10 protein-coding genes and 1 tRNA gene are annotated in these 12,935 nt (G+C 61.2%); 7 read left to right on the top strand and 4 right to left on the bottom strand.

Going from position 1 to position 12,935, the window contains the following annotated elements; translation table 11 throughout:
* Nucleotides 1–70 precede the first annotated feature (70 nt).
* Nucleotides 71–1,474 (top strand): amino acid permease, encoded by a 1,404-nt coding sequence (locus D3Y57_RS10185; protein ID WP_121152888.1) that lies wholly within the window; start codon nt 71–73, stop codon nt 1,472–1,474.
* A gap of 69 nt (nt 1,475–1,543) precedes the next feature.
* On the opposite strand, the gene D3Y57_RS10180 is transcribed toward D3Y57_RS10185, so the two are convergent.
* Nucleotides 1,544–2,395 carry a hypothetical protein gene (locus D3Y57_RS10180; protein ID WP_162987078.1) on the bottom strand — a complete coding sequence of 284 codons (852 nt, stop codon included), beginning with the start codon at nt 2,393–2,395 and terminating at the stop codon, nt 1,544–1,546.
* 68 nt (nt 2,396–2,463) lie between these two features.
* A complete protein-coding gene (locus tag D3Y57_RS10175; RefSeq protein WP_121152886.1) occupies nt 2,464–3,684 on the bottom strand; it encodes a S8 family serine peptidase in 1,221 nt (406 codons plus the stop codon).
* A 74-nt stretch (nt 3,685–3,758) separates the two neighbouring features.
* Here D3Y57_RS10175 and D3Y57_RS10170 point away from each other — a divergent pair, with 74 nt between their 5' ends.
* From D3Y57_RS10170 to acs, 4 genes are all read left to right on the top strand, one after another.
* Complete coding sequence (locus D3Y57_RS10170) at nt 3,759–4,250, top strand: sigma-70 family RNA polymerase sigma factor (protein ID WP_121152885.1); 492 nt, start codon at nt 3,759–3,761, stop codon at nt 4,248–4,250.
* On the top strand, nt 4,247–4,975 hold the full coding sequence (locus D3Y57_RS10165) for an anti-sigma factor family protein (protein WP_121152884.1): 729 nt from the start codon (nt 4,247–4,249) through the stop codon (nt 4,973–4,975). The genes D3Y57_RS10170 and D3Y57_RS10165 overlap by 4 nt, the downstream gene beginning before the upstream one ends.
* Before the next feature lie 114 nt (nt 4,976–5,089).
* On the top strand, nt 5,090–7,108 hold the full coding sequence (locus tag D3Y57_RS10160; protein ID WP_121152883.1) for a TonB-dependent receptor plug domain-containing protein: 2,019 nt from the start codon (nt 5,090–5,092) through the stop codon (nt 7,106–7,108).
* 15 nt (nt 7,109–7,123) lie between these two features.
* The gene (acs, locus tag D3Y57_RS10155; protein ID WP_121152882.1) at nt 7,124–9,061 is read left to right on the top strand and encodes an acetate--CoA ligase; all 1,938 of its coding nucleotides are present in this window, start codon (nt 7,124–7,126) and stop codon (nt 9,059–9,061) included.
* 254 nt (nt 9,062–9,315) lie between these two features.
* Here the strand turns inward: acs and D3Y57_RS10150 are convergent.
* Nucleotides 9,316–9,389 (bottom strand) — tRNA-Gln (locus tag D3Y57_RS10150).
* 141 nt (nt 9,390–9,530) lie between these two features.
* Between D3Y57_RS10150 and D3Y57_RS10145 the strand changes: the two genes are divergently transcribed.
* The gene (locus D3Y57_RS10145) at nt 9,531–10,601 is read left to right on the top strand and encodes a Ppx/GppA phosphatase family protein (RefSeq protein WP_121155737.1); all 1,071 of its coding nucleotides are present in this window, start codon (nt 9,531–9,533) and stop codon (nt 10,599–10,601) included.
* A gap of 13 nt (nt 10,602–10,614) precedes the next feature.
* On the top strand, nt 10,615–11,316 hold the full coding sequence (locus tag D3Y57_RS10140) for an RlmE family RNA methyltransferase (RefSeq protein WP_121152881.1): 702 nt from the start codon (nt 10,615–10,617) through the stop codon (nt 11,314–11,316).
* Here the strand turns inward: D3Y57_RS10140 and D3Y57_RS10135 are convergent, their stop codons facing one another.
* Nucleotides 11,317–12,750, bottom strand: a complete 1,434-nt coding sequence (locus D3Y57_RS10135; protein WP_162987077.1) for a M23 family metallopeptidase — start codon at nt 12,748–12,750, stop codon at nt 11,317–11,319.
* Nucleotides 12,751–12,935: the final 185 nt, after the last annotated feature.

Genomic DNA, 12,935 nt, shown 5'->3' with positions numbered 1-12,935 from the left:
AACGGATACTCGCGATAGGGTTTGCGACAGGGGCATCTCGCCATTGATCGAGAGCAGCGGGAGAACGCGAATGGCCGGTCTGATGTATCGCAAGGTCATTTCATCGGAGCCAGAGGTGGGTCAAACGCACCTGAAGCGCACACTAAGCTGGTGGCATTTGCTGGCGCTGGGTGTCGGGGCGATCGTCGGCACAGGGATATACACGCTGGTGGGCATCGGAGCGGGTCTTGCCGGGCCGGGCGTGATCCTGTCGTTCATCATCGCCGGAGCCGTTTGCTGCTGCGCCGCGCTCGCTTATGCCGAGGTCGCGACGATGATCCCGGCGTCGGGCAGCGCCTATACATATAGTTACGTCGTGATTGGCGAGAGCGTTGCCTGGGTCGTCGGCTGGAGCCTGATCCTCGAATACTCGCTGGTAGTCAGCGCGGTTGCCGTTGGCTGGTCGGGCTATGCTGCGGGCTTTCTGGCATCGCTGGGGATGCCGTTGCCAGCAGCCATTCTGGCGGGACCGGCGGCGGGCGGACTGGTGAACCTGCCAGCGGTCATCATCGTATTCGTGGTTGCCGGATTGCTGGCGCTGGGCACGAAGGAAAGCGCAACGGTCAACGCGATCCTCGTTGTTGTGAAGATCGTTGCCCTGCTCGTGTTCGTGGTGGCAGCGGTTCCGGCGTTCAACGTGGCGCACTTTCACCCGTTCCTGCCGAACGGATTTGCCAGTCACACAGTCGATGGCACGCCAAGCGGGGTGATGGCGGCGGCCGCAATTATCTTCTTTGCATTTTACGGCTTCGACGCGATTTCGACTGCGGCCGAGGAAGCCAAAAATCCTGAGCGTGACCTGCCGATCGGAATTATCGGATCGATGATCGTCTGCACGGCGATTTACGTCGGTGTTGCGGCAACCGCCGTCGGCTCGATGTCATATACCCTTTATGCGGGGAGTTCGGAGCCGCTTGCGCTGATACTGCGGACGCTGGGACATCCGAGCGCCGCTGTTCTGATCGGTGCGGCGGCGGTGGTTGCGCTGCCCACGGTCATACTGGCTTTCCTGTTCGGGCAGAGCCGAATCTTCTTTGTGATGGCACGTGACGGGTTGCTTCCTTCCGGGCTGGCGAAGGTCAATGCGCGCACGGGTACACCGGTACGTATCACCATTTTGACGGCGGTGGTGGTGGCGACGCTGGCGGGTGTTACACCGCTTGCCAAGATTGCTGCGCTTGCCAATGCCGGGACGCTGCTTGCCTTCATTGCGGTGGCGACCTGTATGCTTATCCTACGCCGTCGTGAGCCAAATGCACGGCGAGTGTTTCGGACGCCGCTGGCCTGGATTGTCGGTCCGCTGGCTATTCTGGGCTGCCTCTACCTATTTTACAGCCTGCCACATCAGACGCAGGGTTTCTTCCTGATCTGGAACCTTATCGGTCTGGTTTGCTATGCGTTGTGGCGGGCCGTCGGTTCGCGCCGCGCGGCATAGGGCGAATTAAAACAGGATACGCACCCGAGGAACGGATGCGCATCCTGATTTTGTCAGACAGGGAGCGGCTTATTTGGCTGCCTGATCCTTGGCGGCGCTTGTGACATCGCCCTTGCCCATCGCCGAAACCAGCGCATTGCCCGAACCGGAGAAGTTGCTGGCGGGCAGGCTTGCAGTGCGGTTGCCGACCGTCATCACCACATCATGAACCTGACCGGTCGATGTCGATTTAAGATCGCGTACTTTGCCGATGATATGGCCCTTTGTATCGGTCACGTTCATGCCCGGCATCACGTTGAAGGCACTTGTCCCGCTACCCGCGGCACTCCCGGCCAGTGCGAGCATTCCCGTTCCGCCCGATAGCGCTCCCGCGCCAGTTCCTGTCGCACTGCCGCTTGCGTTGCTGGTGTAGCCCTGTGCGCTGGATGCCGCCGAGTTGGCTGTATCGCGTGTCTGCTGGACTGCGCCCCGCGTCGTGCCGACGGTCTGTCCGGCGATGCCGCGCACATTGTCGGTGCCGATCAACTGGGCATTCGTGCCGCCGCTTCCCGATGCCGATGTGGCACCGTTGCCGCCGATCGAGCGCCCTGCAACCGATGTGGTGTTGGCGATCGCGGAGTCGGTCGACCCGCTGCCCGATGCGCTGACGTGGCCATTGCGACGATTGACCGATTTGTTGACGCGACCTGAACTTGATGTGCTGCCTGCCGTGTTGGTCGCGGTATCCGGCAAACGGCCGATCCCGCCCATCGAGCCACCAAGCGAACCCACACCACCGAGCGCGCCGCCAGCGCCGCCTCCAAGGCCACCCAAGCCGCCGCCGAGCATCCCACCACCGCCACCGCCGCCAAGAAGCTGCGCGGACGCCGGGTTGGCCGAAAGCAATGCAAGCGCCGCAGCGCCGATCAGAAACTTCGTCATCGTCATTCTCCTTTGAATTCTGAAAGGAGAACGGAGGCCGAATGTGGTTTAATCCCGCGTTCGCAAATTTATTTTATCGGCGTGCGACATTTGCCGCATACGATGCCGTGACCATAGCGGCTTCCCATCTTTCGCGCTCCGGCATCGACGCTGGCAAAGGCGGCGCGACGTTTCGACGGATCGAGTGCGGGATAAGCTGCTGCAATCGTGGCTGCGACCAGCGGGGTGGCAAAGGATGTTCCCCTGACGGCGATACTTGCCCCCTTTGCGTTGGCGGCGAGCATATCGGCTCCGGGGGCTGCGTAATCGAGATGCGTCGCATGGCCCGCCTCAATCAGCACCCGGTCGCGACTATCCACACCCGTGACGGCGATGACGCCGGGATAGGAGGCAGGGTAGCTTGGTGGCGAGGCTGGGCCATCATTGCCTACCGCCGCGACGATAATCGCACCGCGCGCCTGAGCGGCGGCGACAACGCGGGCAAGGATTGGATTGGCAGGGCCGACAAGGCTGATGGTCAGGACGGGCACGCCTTCGCCGACCAGCCATCCGATCGCCCGTGCGATTGCGCTGGCATTTCCACCGGCCGGGTCGGTGCCGTACACGTCAGCGGAATATATACGCGCCGTCGGTAACGCGCCCCGAATCTGCCCCGTCCCGGTGATAAGCGAAGCTATTGCAGAACCATGATTGGCGGCCATTGGCGACCCACTGGCAAAGCCGCGCTGGGCGGTAATCCGACCGGCGATACCGCTGTCGATGATGCCGATGGGGGCACCTCTGCCGGTTGAGCCGACGGTGACGGGCGAACCGGCAATGCCGCTTTCAAGGTGAAGCTGATCGGCGGAGACAGATTTTGCCCCAAGTTTTTTCAAAGCGCGGATCGCTGCTGTCAGGGATTGGCCGGGAAGGGTCGCGATCCGGGCATAGCGAACGCCCAGCACATCGTTCCGCTCGATCAGTCGATATCCGTGCTGGGTGGCAACTGAAAGCAGCGCCTCGTCGGGATCATCAATCAAAATCTCTCCCGCGCGCGCCGGAAAACCGTTCTGATCGAGTGCGATGCGGTTAGGATTTGCGCGAACGAGCGCTCCAATCCGGTCGAGGCGCGCATTTGCCAGCGTCTCGGTCGCGCGCGCTGGCAGGCTGTCCACCATAGCACCGATTGGCCCCAATTGGCGCATCACGCCGCCGAGTGCCGGACCGGGCTGAAGCAGTTGTCCGCTGGCCGCAGCCGTCAACAGACCAGCCAGAACGAGCCCGGCGCATAGAAGTTTAAGTTTGGTCATGATGGAAAATATGACAGCATATGGATTAAACGACCACCGGCGCCCGTTTAATCCCCGAACAAGGACAAGCCGGTTTGACGCAGTTCGAAGATGAATTGGTCGCGCTGTTGCCGCAACTGCGACGGTTCGCGCGTTCGCTCTCGCGCAACGCTGCCGATGCCGATGACCTGTGTCAGGTGACGGTTGAGAAGGCGCTCAACGGTCGCGGGCAGTGGCAGTCCGGAACGAGAATGGATAGCTGGATGTACCGTATCATGCGCAACGCCTGGATCGACACCGCCCGCGCGCGAAGCCGGGCTGCACAAACCTTTGTCGGCGAAGAGGCGGGAATGAGTGTTGGTGATCGCGGTGATGCAGCCATCGAGGCGCGCGTCGAACTGACCAATGTCGAAGCGGCAATGCGCCAGCTGCCCGACGAGCAGCGCGAAGCGGTTGCGCTCGTGCTGGTTGAAGGACTTGCTTATAAGGACGCTGCGGCGGTTCTGGACATTCCGATGGGCACACTCACATCGCGGCTGGTGCGCGGGCGACAGGCGTTGCTCGCCGGATTGGGAGAGGCGGCATGACCTTTGACGACGAGACGTTAATGGCTTTTGCCGATGGCGAGCTTGATCCAATCACGACAAAACGCGTCGAGAAGGCGATCTTGACTGACCCGGCGGTGGCAGAACGGGTCGCTGCGCACCTATCGCTGAGGGAGAAAATGGCGGCGGCCTACCCTCTCGATACGCGACCCAATCGGTTGGCCGATCCGCTTGTTGCCATGATCAAGTCAAACACTGTCGTCGCAATGCCCGTCAACACTCGCCCGTCGAGGCCGCGCTGGTTGAAGGTTGCTGGATTGGCCGCCTGTCTAGTCGCTGGCGTTGCGGTCGGGACGCGGTGGCAGAGCGATCAGGTGAAAAGCGGCGGCGGCATGCTGATCGCCTCTGGGACACTTGCCAGAGCATTGGAAACACAGGTTGCATCCGCTGCGGGAGATCCGCGAATGCTCGTCAGCTTTCGCACCAAGAGCGGTGATTATTGTCGCGTCTTCGCTGGACAGGCGCTCGACGGCATTGCCTGTAAGAAGCCCGGGGGCTGGCAACTTATCCGCACTGAGTCCGGGAGTTCGCGAGACAGTGCGGCGTATCGGCAGGCGGGGTCCGGTGACAGCGTGTTGATGGGCGAGGCACAAAACCTGATGGCTGGCGACCCGCTCAGCGCCGCCGAGGAGCAAGACGCGCGATTGACCGAATGGGTCACCAAATGCCCACCGTCGACCAGCAATGTTCGACCGACGCGTTGCTGATAGCGCACGGCAAAACGGTCAATGTCTGTAGACGATTCCAGTGCGTTCGTTCACGGCTAAAATAGCGGTTCGTGCTTTGGGTCGTTCCGGCCGTATCGAAAGTTTTCCTCCTTCATGCGTAGTCTTTGTAGTCTGTCGCTTCTCCTGATTTTCCCACTGTCAGCCCTGGCCCAGACCGCGCCTCCGTCAACGTCGGCAAATGATGGCGAAAGTGAAATTGTCGTGCTCGGTACGGGCTTGCCGCTTGCGCCCGGCACACCGGCTTATGGGTCGTCGGTCATCGACCACGAGCGGTTGACCGACGAGGCGTCCGACCGGGTCGAGAACGTCCTGAAAGATGTCGCAGGGTTCCAGCAATTCCGCCGTTCGGACAGCCGTTCGGCCAATCCATCTGCGCAGGGTGTCACGCTGCGCGCACTTGGTGGCAACGCGTCGAGCCGTACCTTGGTGCTGCTTGATGGCGTGCCTTTGGCTGACCCGTTCTTTGGTTATATCCCGTTCAATGCACTGTCGGGCGACCGGCTTTCCGGCGCGCGCATCACGCGGGGCGGCGGTTCCGGGCCGTTCGGCGCGGGAGCGGTTGCCGGGACGGTCGAACTGGTCAGTGCCACGCGCGCGAACCTGCCTGTTTACACGGGCAGCGCTTTTTACGGCAGCAATGATGCGATGAGCGTGGCGGGTTCGGTCTCGCCCGATCTCGGGGGCGGCTATGCCACGCTGTCCGGTCGTTTCGAACGTGGCGACGGGTTTTTCACGACGCCGGTCAATCAGCGCGTTCCGGCCACAGTGCGTGCGGGTTATCGCGACTGGTCGGTTGACCTGCGTGCGGTCGCGCCGATCGATGCGCAGACCGAATTGCAGTTTCGCGGCCTGTCGTTCGGCGACAACCGAACTTTGCGTTTCAAAGGGGCAGACAGTTCCTCCGAAGGCGAAGACGCCAGTATCCGCCTCATTCATCGGGGCGGGTGGCAGGTCGATGCACTGGCCTATGTTCAGGCGCGGAATTTCAGCAACAAGGTGATCAGCAGCACCAATTTCCGACTGACCCTTGATCAGCGTAATACGCCCTCGACCGGGATCGGCGGCAAGATCGAGGTGCGGCCACCGGTCGGTCCCGACCATGTGATGCGCATCGGCGTCGATGCCCGCTTGGCTGATGGCGAGTTGTACGAGGATGCTTATAACGTGGCGGGTCTGGTTATGACGCGGCGCAATGCGGGCGGCAAGACCAGCACCGCCGGGCTGTTTGTCGAGGATGACTGGACGATCGGCAAGCTGATCCTGACCGGAGGCGTACGCGCCGATCGCTGGACGATTACCAACGGTTTTTTCCGCGAAAGGAACGCGACTGGCAGCTTGACGACCAGCCAAAGTTATCCCGATCGCGACGGCGTGGAGGCAACCGGTCGGGCCGGAGCCTTGTTCAACGTGAGCAATGCGGTGGCGTTACGCGTCGCGGGTTATAGCGGTTTTCGCCTGCCGACGCTGAACGAGCTGTATCGCCCGTTCGTCGTCTTTCCTATCACGACGAAGGCGAACGCCGCCCTGGGCCTTGAGAAGTTGCGCGGTTTTGAGGGCGGCATAGACCTGACCCCGGCGCGTGGCGTAAAGATCAGCATAACCGCTTTTTACAACCGGCTGGAGGATGCGATCGCCAACGTTACCATCGACACGATCACGCGCCAGCGCCAGAACGTCGATGCGATCGTTGCAAAGGGCATTGAGGTCACCGCCGGTGTCACGCACGGACAGGTATCGCTCGACGCCTCCTATACGTTCAGTGACAGTGTCGTACACGGATCTGGCCCATCGGCAGGTCTCAACGGCTTCGCGCCGTCGCAAAGCCCGCGCCATGCGGCCAGCGCGACTTTTGGCTGGGTACCGCGCACTAACTGGCTGTTGTCCGGGACTGTGCGCTACGTCGGCAAGCAATTCGAAGACGACCTCCAGACCGATGTTTTGCCCGATGCGCTGACCGTCGACGGGGTTGCACGAGTGGGCATCACAAAGCATGTCGCACTGGTCGTTCGCGGAGAAAATCTGTTCAACGAAACGGTGGTCACGCGCAATCAGGCAGGCTCTATTGATTTGGGCACGCCACGGACTTTGTGGGTCGGCGTCCGGCTAAACTGAGTAAAGGGAATCAAAGTGAACGACGAGATTTATCCGGTGCCGACCAGCTGGGCACAGGAAGCCAAAATCGATGCAGCACGCTATGCCGCAGATTACGCGCGATCGCTATCCGATTCATCCGGTTACTGGCTGGAACAGGCAAAGACACTCAACTGGATCACGCCGCCCACGCTCGCCGATGAGAGCAGCTTTGCCGAGGCCGATTTCGGGGTACGCTGGTTCGCCGATGGCGTGCTGAACGTGTCGGCCAATTGCCTCGACCGCCATCTAGCAACGCGCGGCGATCAGGTCGCTATTATCTGGGAACCCGACAGCCCGGACGCCGCCCCGCGTCACATCACTTATGCCGAACTGCACGCCGATGTCTGTCGCCTCGCCAATGTGCTGAAGGCGCAGGGTGTCCGCAAGGGCGACCGTGTTACCCTGTATTTGCCGATGATCCCCGAAGCGGCGGTGGCGATGCTGGCCTGCACGCGCATCGGTGCAATCCATTCGATCGTGTTCGGCGGGTTTTCTCCCGATGCGCTCGCGGGGCGCATTACCGACTGTGACAGCCGCATTGTCATCACTGCGGATGAAGGCCGTCGCGGTGGCAAGGCCGTGCCGTTAAAGGCCAATGTCGACGCCGCTGCCGAACTGGTGACCTGTCTCGATGCCGTTATCGTTGTGCAGGTGACCGGCGGCGATGTGCCGATGAAGACAGGTCGCGATCATTATTATGCCGATGTGATGGCGGCGGTCTCGCTGGACTGCCCACCTGAACCGATGAGCGCCGAAGACCCGCTGTTCTTGCTCTACACCAGCGGATCGACCGGTAAGCCAAAGGGAGTCGTCCACACCACTGCGGGCTATCTGCTCTGGGCCAGCCTGACGCACAATCTCGTTTTCGACTATCGCGACGGCGACATCTTCTGGTGCGCGGCCGACGTCGGCTGGGTCACCGGTCATAGCTATATCGTCTATGGCCCGCTGGCGAACGGCGCGACCACGCTGATGTACGAAGGCGTGCCGAACTGGCCGACGCCTGCGCGGATCTGGGAAGTCGTGGACAAGCACAAGGTCAACCAGATCTACCTCGCTCCGACCGCCCTGCGCGCACTGATGCGCGAAGGCGACAGCTTTGTGATGCAGACCAGTCGGGCATCGCTGAAACTGTTGGGAACAGTGGGCGAACCGATCAATCCCGAGGCATGGCGCTGGTATCACGAGGTCGTCGGCCAAGGGCGTTGCCCGATCGTGGACACATGGTGGCAGACCGAGACCGGCGGCCATATGATCAGTCCGTTCCCCGGTGCGACAGCGCTTAAGCCCGGCAGCGCGACAGTGCCGTTCTTTGGCGTCGAACCGAAGCTTGTGGATGCGGACGGCAAGATTCTGGAAGGTGCCGCAGAAGGCAACCTTGTCATCACGCGAAGCTGGCCCGGCCAGATGCGCACCGTGTGGGGCGACCACGAGCGTTTTTTCCAAACCTATTTCAGCACATATCCCGGCACTTATTTCACTGGCGACGGGTGCCGCCGCGATGGCGATGGTTATTACTGGATCACGGGCCGGGTGGACGACGTTATCAATGTCTCCGGTCATCGGATGGGTACCGCCGAGGTTGAATCGGCGCTGGTCCTGCACCGCAGCGTCGCAGAGGCTGCGGTTGTTGGCTTTCCGCACGATATCAAGGGGCAGGGCATTTACGCCTATGTGACGCTGAACGTCGGCGAAGAACCGACCGACGAATTGCGTCAGAAGCTGGTTAAATGGGTTCGCATGGAGATCGGCCCGATCGCCACGCCCGACGCTCTCCAGTTCACGCCCGGCCTGCCGAAGACCCGCAGCGGAAAGATCATGCGGCGCATCCTCCGCAAGATTGCCGAGGGGGATGTTTCGAGCCTGGGCGACACATCCACGCTCGCCGATCCGTCGGTCGTCGATGATTTGATCGCAAACCGGGTGAGCTGAAGCTTTGATCGATGCGGCCCGGTCTCTTGCTCGCCGGGCCGTATGGGGGCGGCAAACTACCTCTCGCGACTCATGATCTTTGGCGTGATACCCAAGCCCCGAAGGATTGCTTCGCAAGCAAAGTCGGGCAGGCGGATCAATTGCGGGTTGTGGCAGTGATTCTTGCTGTGTGGATGCCAACCTACTCGAATCGGCCCTCGTCTTAAATCGCTCGCCCTAAAAAACGAGCGGCGGCACGTTAGCGCCGATAAAACTGGATGCCCCGCAAGGACTCGAACCTCGATAAACGGTATCAGAAACCGGTGTCTTACCATTAGACGACGGGGCAATTGCGAGGCTCAATAAGTCGCACATGTTTTCAAGTCAACGGTCGTGCGACGCATCGGTTGCTCGATCCATCGCACTCGGGTAGCATCGCCCCAAGTGCTGCGCGCGAGCTTTTGCGCGAGTGATTTTCGAAGGTATCGGCATGGCGGACGTAACAGTCCCGTTGCCGCAGGGTTCTGGTGGGAAACGGAACGGTAATGCGGCCAATCAGGGAACGGCTTCGGCTGCGCATCGCCAGCCGTGGTCGAATGCGCGTCGCACATTTGCCGCGCTCGACCTTGGCACGAACAATTGTCGGTTGCTGATCGCCCGCCCGGCCGAAAACGACGGTTTCACGATTATCGACGCTTTTTCGCGGATTGTCCGGTTGGGCGAAGGACTCGCTGGCAGCGGACGGATAAGCGATGCGGCAATCGAACGAGCCATGTCGGCATTGTCGGTGTGTGCTGATAAACTGGTGCGGCGTGGCGTTCATCTGTCGCGTGCGGTTGCGACGGAAGCCTGTCGTCGCGCCGAAAACGGGCAAGATTTTGTGGACCGGGTTTACCGGGAAACCGGCATAGCCCTGGATATCATCGACGCTGGCGAAGAAGCGCGACTGGCTGTTGCCGGGTGCCATGCTTTGCTTGAACCGGGCGATGGTCCGGCGCTCATTTTCGACATCGGCGGGGGATCGACTGAATTGGTCCGCGTTGAGCGTGGTGAAGATGAGCCGCGCATTGTTGCCTGGCGCAGCGTGCCGTGGGGCGTTGTGTCGCTTTCCGAAGTTGAGCCGCACGATGCACCCGATCGCGAGGGGCGACTGGCAGCTTATGACCGTATGCGCGAGCGGTTTGCAGAGGCGATTACCGATTTCGTCAGTCCGGAAACCATCGCTGAGCCTTTTTCGTTGCGGTTGCTGGGGACCAGCGGGACGGTGACGACCCTCGCCAGTGTGCATCTGGGTTTAAACGTTTATGACCGGCGCGCAGTCGATGGGTTGCGTGTTCCATCCGATTCGCTGCGCGCAATCAGTGCCAGCCTGGCCGGACAGACGGTGGCGGAACGTGCGCGGGTTGCGTGCATCGGCAACGAGCGCGCTGACCTCGTCGTCGCAGGTTGCGCGATACTGGACGCCATTTTGGATATTTGGCCGGCCCCACGGGTCGGGATTGCCGATCGTGGTATCCGCGAAGGTATATTGCGGGCGCTCATTGCGTCGTCCGCTCGGTGATTAGGGGTATAATGTGAGCAGAGGCGGTAGTGGCGGACGGACGCGGGTAAAGACGGGGCGGGGACGCACGGTGTCCTCGAATCGCTGGCTCGCGCGCCAGTTGAACGATCCTTATGTGAAGCGCGCCCATGCCGAAGGACTTCGTAGCCGGTCCGCATTCAAGCTGATCGAGTTGGACGAGCGATTCGGGTTTCTGCGCGGTGTGCGATCTGTAGTCGATCTCGGCATCGCGCCAGGCGGCTGGTCTCTGGTCGTCCGCAGACAGGTTCCGAAGGCCGCGATCGTGGGCATCGATCTGTTGCCGGTCGACCCGATAATGGGCGTGACGATCCTTGAGATGGACTTCATGCTGGACGAAGCGCCGGGGCTGCTGATCGACGCGCTCGGTTCGGCTCCCGATCTGGTGCTGTCGGATATGGCGGCAAACACGGTGGGTCATACCCAGACCGATCATTTGCGGACGATGGGGCTGGTCGAGGCGGCGGCTGAATTTGCCTATGATGTGCTGAAGCCCGGCGGAACGTTCGTGGCAAAGGTTTTTGCTGGCGGGGCAGACAGCGCGATGGTTGCCGACCTGAAGCGTAATTTCACGACTGTAAAGCACGCAAAGCCCGCCGCCAGCCGGAAAGAATCATCCGAATGGTATGTGGTGGCTCAGGGATTCAAGGGCGAAGAATTGCGCAATCAACGTGCCGCAGAACGGAACCTAGAATAATCAGCGCGTTGCGGTGAACTGTTTCAACCGGTTGTTGAATGCAACCAGTTCGGAACCGCTCAATAGCGAGGTGGCAGAGAAATTCACCGACCCCGGATTGACGACGCTGCCATTACGATAAACCTCGAAATGCAAATGTGGGCCGGTAGAAAGGCCAGTCGATCCGACATAACCGATAATCTGCCCCTGCGAAACGCGCGTGCCCGGCGCGACTGCGATGCGGCTCATGTGCGCGTAGCCTGTTCCAAGGCCGCCAGCGTGGTTCAGCTTTACCATGTTGCCGTGGCCGCCATGCCATCCGGCAAAGGACACGATGCCATCGGTGGCGGCGTGGATGGGCGTCCCGTAAACTGCCCCGTAATCGACGCCCTGGTGCATCCGTGAATAGCCAAGAATGGGGTGAAACCGCATCCCATAGCCGCTGGTCTTGTGACCGATGACAGGCATTGCAAAGCCCCCGTGCTGCTGGCCGACGCCTGCGGCATCATACCATTCGGTGCGGCCACCTATGGTCCACTGGATCATCCGGGTTGCCTGATTACCGTTAATCAGCCCAGCATAGAGTAGCTTGCCGAACTGGACCTCTCCCGTAGCAGCGCGTGCACGTTCGACGACCATGTCGAAGCGTGCGCCGTTATCGAGGTTTCCCAGTTGAACCTTGGAAGCGATAGCGCGGATGTAGGTTTCGACCGCCTTTGGTGGTGCACCAGCGCCTGTCGCAGAAACATAAACCCCGTTGTTCACGGTGCCGGCAATTCGCATTGGGGTGTGATCGACGGCGATCGGTTGGCGCTGCATCGACAGTGCGTTGCCAACGCGCGTGAACGACAGCTTCATATCGAATCGAGCGCGGAAATTCAGATCATCGAGAGGGCGTGCATCGTTGCGGTTCTCTCTGCGGCCAAGTGTCAGGCCAAGCGCGGTTCCGGGTGCGATTTGCGAAGGGTCGACAACTTCAGCCGTCATGCGAGTGACCTGAGCCGCTTCAGCCGCGCCGACGCCCGCACGTTCCAGAGCGCGGGCGAAGCCGTCGCCCTGTCCGATCGTGGCGTTTAGCTGCAATGTCGGACGTTCGGGGGTGTCGGTCAGGCTGTGGACGGCGTCAGTTGCCGCCATCCGGCTTCCGGTATCTCCGCCCCACGCCAATGGAGCAATGGATTGGGCACGTGCGGCTTCCCATGCGTCGGCGCCCATGGCTGGGGGTGTTGACGCGGGCAGGGCGCGCAGGCCCGGCGACAGCGTATAAGTCATTGCGCACAAAGCGGCGCACGTTGCGAGGCCGCGCCACCATTTGCGCGAACCGATGTCGGCACCAAGGTCGGGAGCGAATTCGAAGCGATCGAAAAAAGGAGTCGGAAAAGCGGTGTCGGCGCGCCCGAATGTTGACCCGAATCGTGGAGCATTTGCCGGTAGCGTATTGTCTGGCGACAGCACGGCCGCACTGCCCAGACTACCAAACCTTGCTTCGCTAACCTGATACAAGTCTTGCGCGCCCCTGACGCTCGAGTGCTGCCCACCCACGACGTTGCCGCCGCACCAGGTATCTGCACTGTGGACAGATTTCGTTAATGTCAAACTAACCGATCCACAGCTTCGGCTTGCAACGCAGGAATTCTGCG

This window comes from Sphingomonas paeninsulae, from assembly GCF_003660165.1.
GTDB lineage: Bacteria > Pseudomonadota > Alphaproteobacteria > Sphingomonadales > Sphingomonadaceae > Sphingomonas_O > Sphingomonas_O paeninsulae.
The sequence above is the reverse complement of the archived record's forward strand: the minus strand, read 5'-3'. Positions and strand labels throughout refer to the sequence as shown.